13 protein-coding genes are annotated in these 12,990 nt (G+C 60.6%); 4 read left to right on the top strand and 9 right to left on the bottom strand.

The annotated features are described in order from the left end of the window. Nucleotides 1-34: 34 nt before the first annotated feature. Nucleotides 35-739: a CerR family C-terminal domain-containing protein gene (locus tag HX824_RS29080; RefSeq protein WP_003215166.1), complete on the top strand. Its 705-nt coding sequence runs from the start codon at nucleotides 35-37 to the stop codon at nucleotides 737-739. A gap of 2 nt (nucleotides 740-741) precedes the next feature. On the opposite strand, the gene HX824_RS29075 is transcribed toward HX824_RS29080, so the two are convergent. The 3 genes from HX824_RS29075 to HX824_RS29065 form a co-directional block, all read right to left on the bottom strand. Next, nucleotides 742-1,362: a LysE family translocator gene (locus HX824_RS29075; RefSeq protein ID WP_087695055.1), complete on the bottom strand. Its 621-nt coding sequence runs from the start codon at nucleotides 1,360-1,362 to the stop codon at nucleotides 742-744. Nucleotides 1,363-1,378: 16 nt separating this feature from the next. Beyond that, nucleotides 1,379-1,555: a hypothetical protein gene (locus HX824_RS32465; protein WP_177019804.1), complete on the bottom strand. Its 177-nt coding sequence runs from the start codon at nucleotides 1,553-1,555 to the stop codon at nucleotides 1,379-1,381. A 122-nt stretch (nucleotides 1,556-1,677) separates the two neighbouring features. Then, a complete protein-coding gene (locus HX824_RS29065; RefSeq protein ID WP_177055756.1) occupies nucleotides 1,678-3,309 on the bottom strand; it encodes a sensor domain-containing diguanylate cyclase in 1,632 nt (543 codons plus the stop codon). Nucleotides 3,310-3,462: 153 nt separating this feature from the next. On the opposite strand from HX824_RS29065, the gene HX824_RS29060 reads away from it, so the two are divergent. Continuing rightward, nucleotides 3,463-4,500 (top strand): alpha/beta fold hydrolase, encoded by a 1,038-nt coding sequence (locus HX824_RS29060; protein WP_177055755.1) that lies wholly within the window; start codon nucleotides 3,463-3,465, stop codon nucleotides 4,498-4,500. A 3-nt stretch (nucleotides 4,501-4,503) separates the two neighbouring features. Here the strand turns inward: HX824_RS29060 and HX824_RS29055 are convergent, their stop codons facing one another. The 6 genes from HX824_RS29055 to HX824_RS29030 form a co-directional block, all read right to left on the bottom strand. Continuing rightward, nucleotides 4,504-5,847, bottom strand: a complete 1,344-nt coding sequence (locus HX824_RS29055) for an APC family permease (RefSeq protein ID WP_102604926.1) — start codon at nucleotides 5,845-5,847, stop codon at nucleotides 4,504-4,506. Nucleotides 5,848-5,980: 133 nt separating this feature from the next. Continuing rightward, the gene (locus tag HX824_RS29050; protein WP_003215178.1) at nucleotides 5,981-6,733 is read right to left on the bottom strand and encodes an N-formylglutamate amidohydrolase; all 753 of its coding nucleotides are present in this window, start codon (nucleotides 6,731-6,733) and stop codon (nucleotides 5,981-5,983) included. Then, nucleotides 6,717-8,051, bottom strand: a complete 1,335-nt coding sequence (locus tag HX824_RS29045; RefSeq protein WP_371319424.1) for a glutamine synthetase — start codon at nucleotides 8,049-8,051, stop codon at nucleotides 6,717-6,719. The genes HX824_RS29050 and HX824_RS29045 overlap by 17 nt, the downstream gene beginning before the upstream one ends. Next, nucleotides 8,048-8,692 (bottom strand): isochorismatase family cysteine hydrolase, encoded by a 645-nt coding sequence (locus tag HX824_RS29040; RefSeq protein ID WP_003215182.1) that lies wholly within the window; start codon nucleotides 8,690-8,692, stop codon nucleotides 8,048-8,050. Before HX824_RS29040 ends, HX824_RS29045 begins: the two co-directional genes overlap by 4 nt. 2 nt (nucleotides 8,693-8,694) lie before the next feature. Next, the gene (locus HX824_RS29035) at nucleotides 8,695-9,549 is read right to left on the bottom strand and encodes a MurR/RpiR family transcriptional regulator (RefSeq protein WP_177055754.1); all 855 of its coding nucleotides are present in this window, start codon (nucleotides 9,547-9,549) and stop codon (nucleotides 8,695-8,697) included. Between the two features lie 227 nt (nucleotides 9,550-9,776). Beyond that, nucleotides 9,777-10,277 (bottom strand): Lrp/AsnC family transcriptional regulator, encoded by a 501-nt coding sequence (locus HX824_RS29030; protein ID WP_003215186.1) that lies wholly within the window; start codon nucleotides 10,275-10,277, stop codon nucleotides 9,777-9,779. A gap of 118 nt (nucleotides 10,278-10,395) precedes the next feature. Between HX824_RS29030 and HX824_RS29025 the strand changes: the two genes are divergently transcribed. Both HX824_RS29025 and HX824_RS29020 read left to right on the top strand, forming a co-directional pair. After that, nucleotides 10,396-11,430, top strand: a complete 1,035-nt coding sequence (locus HX824_RS29025; RefSeq protein WP_003215188.1) for a histone deacetylase family protein — start codon at nucleotides 10,396-10,398, stop codon at nucleotides 11,428-11,430. A gap of 77 nt (nucleotides 11,431-11,507) precedes the next feature. After that, the gene (locus HX824_RS29020) at nucleotides 11,508-12,917 is read left to right on the top strand and encodes an amino acid permease (protein ID WP_003215190.1); all 1,410 of its coding nucleotides are present in this window, start codon (nucleotides 11,508-11,510) and stop codon (nucleotides 12,915-12,917) included. The last annotated feature ends 73 nt before the right edge of the window (nucleotides 12,918-12,990 follow it).

The raw sequence follows: 12,990 nt of genomic DNA, 5'->3' as shown, positions 1-12,990 counted from the left end.
ATATTTTGGTTACGTTAAAAAAATGGAGTGGCACATGGCACGACACAAACCGGCCGCCGAAGGGGGTTATCAGCGGGGTGAAGAAACCCGCGCACGCATTATCGAGGCGGCTGTCGAGGTATTTGGCGAGCGTGGCTACGACGGCGCGTCCACGCGAGACATCGCGAATGCTGCCGGCGTCAATGCGCCCGCGATCCAGTACTACTTCGATGGCAAGGAAGGCGTGTACCTGGAATGCGTCGAGCACTTGATCGCGCTGTTGTGGCAGAAGATGGCGCCTACCGTTGAAGCCGCAGAAGGTGCGCTGGCCGATCCCGGGGTCGACGATCAGAGGTTGATCGACGCCTCACTGGGCATTCTCGGCGCGGTGGTTTCAACGATCCAGGACAGTCCCCAGACCACCGCGTGGCGGGCGTTTCTTGATCGCCATCAAGCCGGGCTCTGCCCTGAAAGCGCGACCATGGCGTTCGAGGAACGCTTCAAGGCGCGCATCGCCAACGTGATCCGCCTGCTGATCGCGCGCGTTGCCGGCCTTGCCGTTGACGACGAACGCACGGTGATCCACTCGATGGCGCTGTTCACCCAGGGCCTGGCGTTTCGGGTGCAGAAACCCAAGCTGCTCTCCGCCTTGAACTGGACCGAAGTGAGCCAGAAGGAAATGGAACTGGTGCGGGATGTGGTGCTGATGCAGGCGCGGTTTACCCTGGAAGGCCTGGTACGGCATCGGGACCGGCGCTGACTTCAGCGCTTGCTGAAGGCCAGCCGGGCCGCGAACAGCACGAATATCATGCCGGTGGTGCGGTCCATCCACTTGATCACCTTTTCACGCCGCAGCATGCCGGCCAATGGCTGCGTGGCACCGATCAGTATCAGTGACCAGGCCAGGCTGATCACCACGTGGATGCTCACCAGCCCGAACGTCCACGCCACCAGCGGATGCCCCTGGGGAATGAACTGCGGCAGGAAAGACACGTAGAAAATCCCGATCTTGGGGTTGAGCACGTTGCCCATCATGCCTTTCAGGAACCAGTTGGCACCGGGTTTTCCATCGGCCTCGACGGACGCCAGCGAACTGCGCGGGCGCACCAGCATGTTCAAGCCCAGCCACGCCAGGTAAGCCGCGCCGCAGTACTTCAAGACGTTGAAGGCCACCTCGGACACGGCAATCAACGCGCCCAGCCCAAAGGCCACCGCTGCACCCCACAGCAGGCAGCCGGCATTGATGCCCAGGGTGGCGCGCAAGGCTTGTTGCTTGCCCTCCACCGTTGCAGTGCGCAATACCAGGGCCGTGTCCAGTCCGGGCGTCAACGTGAGCAACGTGGCGGCGAAGGTAAAGGCGAGCAGGTTATCGGTGATGGACATGGATATTTACCTGAAATCAGAAACTCTCAAGACTGGCATTGATACCGGCGACACGCGCCAGTTCGATGGTTGCCGCGACCTGTTCAGCATCGATGATAAAGCCCTGGAAATCGTCATCTCCCGAGTCCAGATGAACGTAACGCTTGCCGAACCGAGCCAGCCATTGGTCGAAACGGTCCAGCACCTCAGCCATTGATGACCTGCATACGTTGTATTCATTGTTCGTGGGGCAGGTTACGGTCATGGGCGCGCGGCTGTCGATATTTAATCAAGAGCGTTGTGGCTTTCTGGAAAGGCTCATGACGCACTACACCGTCACGCCACGCGATTACGCCCCGACGACTTGGCCCGATACAACTGCTGATCCGCACGCTTGATCAGCACTGTGGTGTCGCTGTCCGAAGCTTCAACGAGCCCGACGCCAATACTCACCGTGACCTGCCCAACGGTCTCGAAATGCGCTCCGGCAATTGCCGCGCGAATCTTCTCGGCCACCACATCCGGGCTGTCCGGCGCTTCGATTTCCGGCAACAGCACCGCAAACTCTTCACCGCCGTAACGGGCGACGAAGTCAGTGGCGCGGGTGGCGTCCTGAATCAACTGCGCGAGCTGGCGCAGTACATCGTCCCCGACGGCATGCCCATGGGTATCGTTGATCCGCTTGAAATGATCAACGTCGATCAGCAGCAAGGCAAATGCGCGCCCGCTGCGCTGGAACAGCAGGCTGTACTCCGCCAGTTTTTCATCGAAGCGCCGACGGTTGTAGACGCCGGTCAGGGCGTCATGGCTGGCCAGGTTCAACAGCTCGGCATTGGCCTGGGTGAGGGCGGCAGTACGCTGGGCGACGGTGGCTTCCAGGGACGCATTGGTGTCCTGCAGTTCGCGCTCTTTGCCAAGCAGCGATTGGGTCATGCCCTTGATGGAGCGCCCGAGCTGGGCGATTTCCAGTACGAAATGGTCTTGAGGGAAATACGCGCCAGGCTGTTGGTTTTGGACCTGCTTGGCTGAACGCGCGAGTTCTTCGATGGGCCGGCTGAGGTACGACGCCAGGTAATACGCCACGAAGCCGAAAATCACCGCGGCAATGACGCCCAACAGCAGCAGTTTGTAGAGCAATACGCGGGCAGGGTGCAGGGCGATTTCCAGCGGCTGGCGCATCACGATGTACCAGGTCAGGCTGGAATTCGACGGGCTGGGCACCGCCACGGCGCTGGTCACGTAGCCGTTGTCGACCGACCAGCCGGTGTCATTGGCCAGGCGGTCCTGGGGCAGTTGCTGGCCGGCCAGTTGTTCCGGGTAGAGCACCTTGCCGTCGTTGTCGATGATCAGCGCCTCGATGTCCGGCGTATTGCCTTTGGCCGCTTCGACAATTTGTGTCACCCACGTCCAGTGGGCGTGAGCCCCCAGTACGCCGATCACCTGGCCCCCGGCATTGCGAATCGGTGCGGCAAAGTCGATGAAGCGCCAGGGCTCACCGTTGGAGCCCGGCAGCAGCTTGGCAAGCAATACCGCCTCGTGGGGATCGCCGGTGTAGTTGCCCTGCAAACCGGCCTGGAACCACGGCCGTGCCGTTACGGATTGGTTGACCAGCAGCCCATTCACCGCCTGGCGCACACGCCCGTCTGTGTCGGCGACGCCCATCCACGCGTACTCGGCGCGGGACTGGGTGCGTTGTTCCATGGAGGTCAGTATGTCCGGATCGTCCAGGTTGCCCCGTCTGAACAGCGGTGCGCGGCTGAGCAGCGACACTTCGAGCTGGCGTTCACGCAGCTGCACCGCCAGTAGCGCGGCGGTGGAGCGGGCAGTGCTCAACAAGGCATTGCCACTGGCCAGTTTCAGTTGCTCGGTAGCGATGTGCCCAACGTAGAACCCTACGCTCACCAGGGTGAGCAGCGACAAACCGGCAAACCAGAGGGTCAGGTGACTACGCAGGCTGGCTTTGATCATTGGGGGCTATCTGAAAGGAGTGTGACTACATGGTAGACGTACCATTCGGATAGTTGCCATAGCCTGATGATTTATACGCGCATTGATTTCCCACCTGCTTTCCCATGACGGGCATGCCAGAATATGGCGCTTAGCCACTTAGGGAACTCAAGGATGAAAACGCTGTGTGCTGCTCTGTTGTTGATGGTTGTCACCGGGCTGGCTCAGGCCAGTGAGATGAGGACCGGGTTCCAGGAAATAGTGATTCCCGACGCGGAGCACGGCAGGCCGTTGCAGGTGGCGGTGTGGTACCCGACCCATGCTTCCGGCACACCAGAACTGATTGCTGACAATCCGGTGTTTGTCGGCGCGCCGGCCTTGAAGGACGCCGCGCCGGCTGCCGGTGAGCGTCCGTTGGTGGTGATCTCCCACGGCATCTTTGGCAACTGGATCAACCAATCCTGGCTCGCCAGCGCGTTGGCCGGTCAGGGTTATATCGTCGCCTCGCCCAACCACCCCGGCACCACCAGCAAGGACCGCACACAGCCGGCCGCTTCCGAGCTGTGGAAACGGCCCCTGGATATCCATCGGGTGATTGATGCCGTGATTGCCCAGCCGAAACGCTTCGGCGCGGTGGCCCAACGCAAGATCGCCGTCGTCGGCCACTCCCTCGGTGGCTGGACCGCACTCGAAGTCGGCGGTGCCCGCTTTGATCCGCAGCGCTTTACCGAGGACTGCAAGTTGCATCCGGAAATTGCCCCTTGCAAGGCCTACGAACAACTTGAGGTTGGTCGCACCGAGCAGGCGAGGCAGCGACTGGCCGGTGACTTGAGCGACCCGCGCGTGGCGGCCATTGTTTCCCTGGACCTGGGATTCGCCCGCGGCTTCAGCGATGCCAGCCTCGCGGCGCTGAACCGCCCCACGCTGGTGATTGCGGCGGGCACGCCATCGCCGGAATTGCCCGCCGCACTCGAGTCGGCCGACTTGGCCAAGCGCCTGCCGCAGAAGACTTCGCGCTACGTGGAAATCAGCGACGCCACGCACTTCAGCTTCCTGCCCATCTGCAAGCCGGGCGCGGTGGAGCGGATTGAACAGAGCGACCCCGGCGAAGGCTTCATTTGCCTGGATGCCAAGGGTGCTCGTCCCAAGCCGCAGATCCAGCAGCAGGTACTCAGCTTGATCAGTGAGTTTCTGCAGCAGTCACTGCGCTAGCCGTCAGATGTCCTTGGACAGCACCAGGCTCGCGCCCTTGCGGCTGAGGAACCGCAGGTAGACCAGCCCGATCACGACCCAGGCAATCCCGAGCTTCTGTGCCTGCAGTCCCATGTTGAACATGATCGCGAAGGTGATCACAAAGCCCAGCACCGGCGTGATCAGGTGCCGCCACACATTGCGCGACTGCATGCGCCGCCAGTAGTAGTTGATCACGGTGATGTGCAGGATCATGAAGCCGCTCAGGGCGCCGAAATTCACCAGTGAGGTGAGGGTGTCCACGGTGTCGATGAAGAAGTAGCAGATGACCAGCGACAGCACGCCCACCAGGTAAATGCTCAGGTATGGCGTGCTGTATTTCGGATGGACCCTGGCCAGGATTCCCGGAAGCTTGCCATCCCGGGCCATGCCGAACAGCAGTCGCGACACTGCTGCCTGCGAGGTGATGGACACCGCCACACCCCACGCCAACGCCGTGGCAATCGCCGTCAGCGAAGCCAGCCAGCTGCCGCCGGCAATGGCTGCAATTTCGTAAAAAGCCGAGTCGGCGGACGTGAAGCCCATGCCTGCCGCAAGGTCGGTTGCCAGCCAGGTTTGCGCCACGAAAATCGCGCCCATCACCAGCAAACTGATCAGCGCGGCCCGGCCCACACTGCGCCCGGCATCGCCTCTGGTTTCTTCCGCCAGGGTGGAAATCGCGTCAAAGCCCAGGAACGACAGCACCGCGATTGAAACGCCCTGCATCAGCAACCCAAAGTTGAATCCTGTGGGGTTGTACAGCGGCGCCAGCGTCAGGTGGCCGTTGCCGGCACCCCCGTGCAGAGCCTTCCAGGCACACACTAGGAAAATCCCCAGCACCACCAGTTGCGCCAGCAGGAACACGATGTTCATGCGCGCGGTAAACGTCATACCGCGCAGGTTGACCAGGGTGGCACTGACCAGGAACGCCAGGATAAATGCGGTCTTCGGAATCTCGGGGTACAAGTGGTTCAGCGCAATCGCGGCATAGATATACAGCAACGGCGGGATCAGCAGGTAATCGAGCAACAGCAGCCAACCGGCAATAAACCCGACACCTGGATTCAGCCCGCGCTGGGCGTAGGAATACACCGAGCCGGCAATCGGGAACGCCCGCGCCATGCTGCCGTAGCTCAACGCGGTAAACAGCATTGCCACCATGCCGACGATATAGGCCAGCGGTACCATGCCGGGCGCTTCGCTGTTCACATAGCCATACACGCCAAAGGGCGCGATGGGGATCATGAAGATCATCCCGTAGATCACCAGGTCCGTAAGGGACAGGCTGCGCTTCAGTTCTTGTTTATAGCCAAACTCTTCAATTGCCATGATGGGGTACTTCCGTATGAAGTAAGGCGAATGCGCAGCCGCCAAAGCGGCCGAACATGTTCTTGAACCCGGCAGGTTAAAAGACGCCCAGGCGGTTTTTTTATAGTTGTAAGACCGGTCCAGCCAACAGCAGCTACAGCAGTGGAGCCAGATAGTCCGCCCATGACTGCAGCGCATGGGGCGTTCGCAGCAGGTCGTTCCTGACCTCCAGCAGCACGGCCTCAATGCCGCGCTGATCACCGTGGAACGGCACGGTCATGTCACCGAGCACATCCACTTCGTAAGGCTGGTTGGCGGCAACGTTCAAGCCCTGGGCGGCCAACCCTTGCAGAATCCCTTCGGCATAGGCGGCGGCGCCGGCAAACAACACGCCGGCCTCGAGCGGGCGGGGTTGGCCGTGGTAAATCGGGGTGAAGCTGTGGACGGCCACGATGCGCACTTCGCGACCTTGCGCCAGTCGCGCATCGATCAGGGCGCTCAAGCGCTGGTGAAAGGGTGTGAACAAGCGCTCCTGGCGATACTGGCGAACGATGTCAGGAAGTTCCCGGTTGCCTGGCACGTCGTAGATTTCGCTGCGTGGCGGAATGCTGTCGGGGGCTTCCAGCGGGCGATTGAGGTCGATCAGCAAGCGCGAATAGGCGGCCGAGATCAACGTGGCATCCAGGGCCCTCGAGAGTCGTTCCGCCAGTTTCAGCGCACCGATGTCCCAGGCGATATGCTCCTTTGCCGCTTCATCGTTCAGGCCCAGGGCGTTCAGTTCCGTGGGGATGTAGGAACTGGCATGTTCGCAAACCAGAATCACCGGGTGCTCGGACTCTTGCCGGCTGACCCGGTATACCGGTTTCTTGAACAGGCCGTGTTCGGGGGAATCAGTAAAGGCGGGCATAGTGATCACAGAGTTCGGCAGGCGTCAGTTTCTCGGTGGATTTGAGCTCTTCGGCTTTCAGGGCGAAGTAGGCATCCATCAGCAGTGGCGGCAATTGGTCCAGCAACTGCGGGTTGTTGCGCAGGCTGGCGAGGGCGTCTTCTAGGGTGTCGGGCAGGGCGAGGATATGCCGCGCCTGGCGTTGTTCATCGCTCATGGACTCCGGGTCTTCATCGGAGGAACTGTCCAGCGTGAGCTTTTGCTGGAGGCCCAGGCGGCCGGCAATCAGCACGGCGGCCATGCTCAGGTGCGGTGAGGCGGTTGCGTCCAGCGGGCGGAACTCCAGGTTGTATTGCCTGGCCGGGGACTTGCCGCCGATGGTGATGGTCGGGCAAATCCGCAGTGACGCTTCGCGATTGCGCTGGCCCAGGTTGGCGTAGGACGCACTCCAGTGATGAGGCTTCAAGCGCAGGTAGGAAATCGGCGTGGGCGCGCTGAAGGCGCATAACGCGGGCAGGAATTTCAACACGCCCGCCGCCCACTGCCGGCCTTTTTCGGACAGCCCGTTGCTGCTTTGCGCGTCGTACATCACCGCGTTTCCGGCTGGATCCTGCAAGCTGATATGCAGGTGCACGCCGTTGCTCACGCCATCGGCTTCGAGCTTGGGCGAGAAGCTGATATCCAGGCCCATCTGGCGCGCGATTTCACGGGTGATCTCCCGCACATTCACCGCGCGATCGGCTGCGGCCACACCTTGAGTGGGACGGCAGGTGACTTCGTATTGCGCCTTGCCATACTCCGGCAAAAACATCTCCGGTTCGACGCCGGCCGCCTTCAGCGCGCTCAACAGCCAGCCGCCGAAAGACGCGGCGTGATGCTGGGCGGAAAGCGAGAAGGCATGGTGAGCGTTGTCAGGGGCCTTGTAGCCGAGGTTGAACTCATGTTCGAACGCGGCAGTCACCTCAAGCCCCAGCTCGTCGCGATAACGCTGGATCTCGTTGCGCAACATCGTGCGCGGGCAGACCGCCCAGGGCTGGCCGTCGGTTTCGCAGATATCGGCGTGGATAAAATCCAGGCCCGGCGCATTGGCGTCCGGGCCGTTGGGCACCTGCACGCGGGTATTCATGTCCGGGATCAGGCGCAAATCGCCGCAGGAGCCCCAGGGATTATTCTCCGCCACCCGGTCCTGAGGCGTCAGCGCACTGTTGGCCGGCACCCAACCCACACCGGCTTGCTGATAACTCTCAAGCTCGTCCGTGGGAAACGAACGTCCGCGAGTCACACCAATCAGGTCGGTGGTGACGATAGTGGTCATTGCCGTTGGCTGGATCAGGCTCACGGGCGCAACTCCTGCAAACGGTTGATCACGGTTTGGGTGTCGGTGATCCAGCAATAACCCTTGATCGCCTCGAGGCATGCGTGATGCCGTTCGAAGGTGTAAGTGGCGCAGGCATCTTCGATCAGGGTCACCAGATAGCCACGGTCTGCGGCGTCACGCACGGCCATGTCGACGCACTGGTCGGTAACGATGCCGGCGATGATCAGGTGCCGGGTTTCCAGATTGCGCAGCACGTAATCGATGTTGGTGGAGTTGAAGACCCCGGACGACGTCTTGGGCAGCACGATTTCATTTTCAATGGGCGTCAACTCGTCAATCACGCCGGCCTGGTAGCTGCCCTTGGGCAAATGCATGTCCGACAGCTTGTGATCCAGCGAGCGATCGCGGCCATCCGCCGTGAGGCTTTCGATGATGGTGTGCAGCACGTTTTGCCGGGCTTCGCGCACCGCATTCAACAGCCGGACTTGATTGGGGATCACCGTTTCCCGAGCACGACCCAGGAAATATGCTGCGTGCGGGCCCTGCAAATGCGGGTCGAGTGCCGGGTCGAGCCAGGCACGTTGCATGTCCACCAGCAGCAAGGCGGTGTTGCCCGCGGTGAACGGAAGATCGCGGGGCGAATGATGGGGGAGCGTGAACATTGTTATTTTTCCTCCAAAAGGTGAGCGGCGAATTCCGTGCGAAGGGCATCGATCCCTTCCAGGCGGGCATCCAGGCCATTGCTGTGTTGTGTGAGGGTGGCGATCAGGGCTTCTACCTGCGCGAGGGCGGGCACCATCGTGTCAAAGGCCGACACCGATTCCACTGGGGAGCTGATGATCAAGTCGGCCAATTCCCGCAGCGGCGAGGCATAAATGTCGGTGAACAACACCACCCGCGCGCCCCGCGCCTTGGCGGCGGTTGCCACGCGCAAGGCCTGGGTCTGGTAGCGGCGGTAGTCGAACAGCAGCACCAGGTCCTGGCGCTGGATGTCATGGATTCGGTCGGGTAACTGGGCGTTGTCTTCCAGGGAATGACAGCCCGGACGCAACAGGCGCAAGTGATTCACCAGGTAGCCCGCGAGAAAACTGCTGAGCCGGCCGCCGAAGCAGAACACCTGGTGTTTGGTATCCAGCAGCCATTCGGTGAGTACGCGCACGTCTTCGGGTTGGGTCAGGGCCTGGGTTTCCTGAAGGGCGCGGTTGCAGTCGTGCAGGTAAGTGGCCCAGGCGTCATCCTGGGACGAGTGCGCCCGGGGTTGCAGCAGGGTGATTGGGGACCGCAGGCGGTGGTCCATTTCGCTGAGCAAGGCGTGCTGGAATTCGGCATAGCCACCGAAGCCGAGCTTCTTCACCAACCGCATGATGGTCGGGTCGCTGACCCCGGCGTGTTCGGCCAGGCGCGCCATGGAACCGAGGCCGCTGCGTGGATAGTGGTCGAGGAGGGCACGGATCACCTTGCGCTCGGAAGGCGTAGGGCTGAGTGCGGCGTCGGTGAGTTTGTCACGTAGGTTGGTCATATCTCGCCTTGTTGTTTTTGCTACGGCTTGGCGAGAATGAGTGTATTGGTAGTAAATGCTACATGTAAAGGCAGATTTCGGCTGTTTGTTGGAAACACTACAGGGATATGGCTTGACCTGTAGCGAGGGAGCTTGCTCCTGCCGGGGTGCTAAGCGCGTCCAAAGAAAGGACCGCTACGCAGTCCAACGGGAGCAAGCTCCCTCGCCACAATGGTATTTGCATCGGATCACTTCCCCACCCGCCCCGGAATGGCCACCCGACTTGTCGCCTTCACCTCCCTTAACGCCAGGCTCGACTGAATCGACGCAATCCCCAACTGCCGCCGCAACACGCTCTCCACAAAATCGCTGTACGCATCCAGATCCTCCGCCAACACCTGCAGCAGATAATCCGCATCCCCGGTGATCTTGTGGCACGCCTGCACCTGCGCCAGTTCCTTGATCACCGCCTCAAAATCTTCCGGCGTATGGTCGGAATGCACGGCAAACCGCACATGCACAAACGCCATGATCTCCAGGCCCAGCATCTTGCGATCGAGGTTGGCCTGGTAGTCCTTGATCACGCCTTCTTCCTCCAGCCGCTTGCGCCGTCGCCAGCATGGAGTGAGGCTCAGTGACAGCCGCTCGCTGAGTTCGGCGTTGGAAATACTCGCGTCTTCCTGCAGCAAGGCGAGGATGGCGAGATCGGTGTCGTCAAGTGCGACCTGTCTGGTTTTATTTTTCTTCATGGCGGCTCTTTGGGGTAAAAATTCCCGATTACGCTAGCATCGGCGCACGTAAAAGCAAAGAAAGCCCACCGCAGCCAGAACAAAATAATCACCTGTCTTTCACGGGTGGATGTCTTTCATGTTGACTGTTTTCAGCGACTCTCATCGTTTGCACCATGGCACCGAACTCAAGGATGGCGTGCTCAAGCCGTCCTTCGAACAACCCAGCCGCGCCGACACGGTGCGTGATCGGGTCAAGCACGTTGGGCTGGGCGATATCATCGTGCCGCGCACGTTCGACCGGGCCTGTTACGTCAATGCCCACAGCGAACGCTACGTGTCCTTCCTGGAAACCGCCTGGGCCGAATGGACGGCGATTGGCCGTGCCCATGACGCCTTGCCGCTGGTGTGGCCGGTGCGGGACCTGGCCAATGAGCAGGTGCCGGAATTCATCGACGGAAAGCTCGGGTTTTTCGCGATGGATGCCGGTTCACCGATCACCAGCACCACCTGGGAAGCGGTGAAGACCAGCGCCGATATCGCGCTCACCGGCCTGGCATTGATTGATGAAGGCCACAACAGCGCCTTCGCCCTGTGCCGGCCACCGGGCCACCATGCGGCACGGGAATACATGGGCGGTTATTGCTACCTGAATAACGCAGCCATTGCCGCGCAACAGGCGATCACCCAAGGCGCCAAACGGGTCGCGGTGCTGGACGTGGATTTCCACCACGGCAACGGCACGCAGAACATCTTCTACAACCGCAATGACGTGATGTTCGTCTCGCTGCATGGCGATCCGTCCGTGTCGTATCCCTACTATTCGGGCTTCAGTGCCGAGCGCGGTGCCGCGGCGGGCGAGGGGTTCAACCTGAATTACCCGCTGGCGAAAAACACCGGTTGGAGCACCTACAAAGAAGCGTTGCTCGACGCCTGCAATCAACTCAGAACGTTCTCGCCGCAAGTGCTGGTGATTTCCCTCGGCGTCGACACCTTCAAGGACGATCCCATCAGTCATTTCCTGCTGGAAAGCCGCGACTTCCTCGGCATCGGCGAGATCATCGCCAGCGTCGGCGTGCCCACGCTGTTTGTGATGGAAGGCGGCTACATGGTCGATGAAATCGGCATCAACGCGGTCAACGTGCTGCACGGTTTCGAGAACAAACACGCCTGACCCCGATGCCATTCCAACAATAAACAACGCCTGACTTTTTTCTGCCAAAACTCAAAAACATAACAAGAGGTTTTGTGATGAAAACAACCGTGCCCGGGCTGATTGAAAAGCCCGCTTTGCAACGCACCCTCAACAACCGCCATATCCAACTGATGGCCATGGGCGGTGCGATCGGCACCGGCCTGTTCATGGGCTCGGGCAAGATCATCGCGCTGTCCGGCACCTCGATCATCCTGATCTACATGATCATCGGGCTGTTTGTGTATTTCGTGATGCGCGCCATGGGTGAGCTGCTGCTGTCCAACCTGAACTTCAAGAGCTTCGCCGACTTTGCCGGTGCCTACCTGGGGCCGCGTGCGGCGTTTTTTCTTGGCTGGTCGTATTGGCTGAGCTGGAGCGTGGCGGTGGTGGGGGATGCGGTGGTGGTCGGGGGCTTTTTCCAGTACTGGTTCCCGCACGTGCCGGCCTGGATACCGGCGATTGCAATGCTGCTGACCCTGTTTGCCTTGAATGTGCTGACGGTGCGGCTGTTCGGCGAGGTGGAGTTCTGGTTTGCGATCATCAAGATCATCGCCGTGGTGACCCTGATCAGTGTGAGCGTGGTGTTGATTGCCAGCTCGTTTGTGTCGCCCACCGGCGTCACGGCTTCCCTGAATCATTTGCTGGATAAACAGGCGGCGTTTCCCAATGGCGTGTTCGGCTTCTTTGCCGGGTTCCAGATGGCGATCTTCTCGTTTGCCGGTACCGAGTTGATCGGCACGGCGGCGGCCGAAACCCGTTCGCCGGAGAAGACGCTGCCCAAGGCAATCAACTCGATTCCGCTGCGGATCATCCTGTTCTACGTGCTGGCCTTGGCCTGCATCATTGCGGTGACATCCTGGGAGCAGGTGTCGCCCAGCAAGAGCCCCTTTGTCGAGCTGTTCCTGGTGGCCGGCTTTCCCGCCGCCGCCGGGATTGTGAATTTCGTGGTGCTGACCTCAGCGGCTTCTTCAGCCAACAGCGGGGTGTTTTCGGCGAGTCGCATGTTGTTCGGCCTGGCGGACCTGGGAGACGCACCCGGGATATTCCGACGACTGTCGAAAAACAGCGTGCCGTTTATCAGCCTGGCGTTTACCACCTTCCTGATGCTGCTGGGCTTGTTGCTGCTGTTTATAGTCCCGGAAGTGATGACGGCCTTTACCATCGTCTCCACTGTTTCGGCGATCCTGGTGATCTTTACCTGGTCGACCATCCTGGCGTCCTACATCGCCTATCGGAAAAAGTGCCCTGAGCTACATGAAAAATCCCTCTACAAAATGCCCGGTGGCGTGCCGTTGGCGTGGGTTTCACTTGGCTTCATGGCGTTCGTACTTTGCCTGCTGGCACTTCGCCCAGATACCCGCCTGGCCCTTTGCGTGATGCCTGCATGGTTTATGTGGCTGGCGGTTGCCTACCATTTCTCGCATTTTCGCCACCGACTCCAGCCTGATCAGCGCACGGCGCAGTAGCGGTTGTCGTACAACCGCAGGCCATTCAACCCTCGAAAAAGGCCGGCTTGTACGGCCTTTTCATGACGGTTTT

The organism is Pseudomonas sp. D4002 (assembly GCF_013385665.1).
Taxonomy (GTDB): Bacteria; Pseudomonadota; Gammaproteobacteria; order Pseudomonadales; family Pseudomonadaceae; genus Aquipseudomonas.
Note: the sequence above shows the minus strand (reverse complement) of the source record. Positions and strands in the feature narration are given on the sequence as shown.

Bases quoted from the DNA above. Each gene is read 5' to 3' on its own strand.
- HX824_RS29020 (WP_003215190.1), top strand. From the start codon at position 11,508: ATGAAAACAACCGTGCCCGGGCTGATTGAAAAGCCCGCTTTGCAACGC.
- HX824_RS29040 (WP_003215182.1), bottom strand. From the start codon at position 8,692: ATGTTCACGCTCCCCCATCATTCGCCCCGCGATCTTCCGTTCACCGCG.
- HX824_RS29055 (WP_102604926.1), bottom strand. From the start codon at position 5,847: ATGGCAATTGAAGAGTTTGGCTATAAACAAGAACTGAAGCGCAGCCTG.
- HX824_RS29060 (WP_177055755.1), top strand. From the start codon at position 3,463: ATGAAAACGCTGTGTGCTGCTCTGTTGTTGATGGTTGTCACCGGGCTG.
- HX824_RS29065 (WP_177055756.1), bottom strand. From the start codon at position 3,309: ATGATCAAAGCCAGCCTGCGTAGTCACCTGACCCTCTGGTTTGCCGGT.
- HX824_RS29075 (WP_087695055.1), bottom strand. From the start codon at position 1,362: ATGTCCATCACCGATAACCTGCTCGCCTTTACCTTCGCCGCCACGTTG.
- HX824_RS29050 (WP_003215178.1), bottom strand. From the start codon at position 6,733: ATGCCCGCCTTTACTGATTCCCCCGAACACGGCCTGTTCAAGAAACCG.
- HX824_RS29080 (WP_003215166.1), top strand. From the start codon at position 35: ATGGCACGACACAAACCGGCCGCCGAAGGGGGTTATCAGCGGGGTGAA.
- HX824_RS29035 (WP_177055754.1), bottom strand. From the start codon at position 9,549: ATGACCAACCTACGTGACAAACTCACCGACGCCGCACTCAGCCCTACG.
- HX824_RS32465 (WP_177019804.1), bottom strand. From the start codon at position 1,555: ATGGCTGAGGTGCTGGACCGTTTCGACCAATGGCTGGCTCGGTTCGGC.
- HX824_RS29030 (WP_003215186.1), bottom strand. From the start codon at position 10,277: ATGAAGAAAAATAAAACCAGACAGGTCGCACTTGACGACACCGATCTC.
- HX824_RS29025 (WP_003215188.1), top strand. From the start codon at position 10,396: ATGTTGACTGTTTTCAGCGACTCTCATCGTTTGCACCATGGCACCGAA.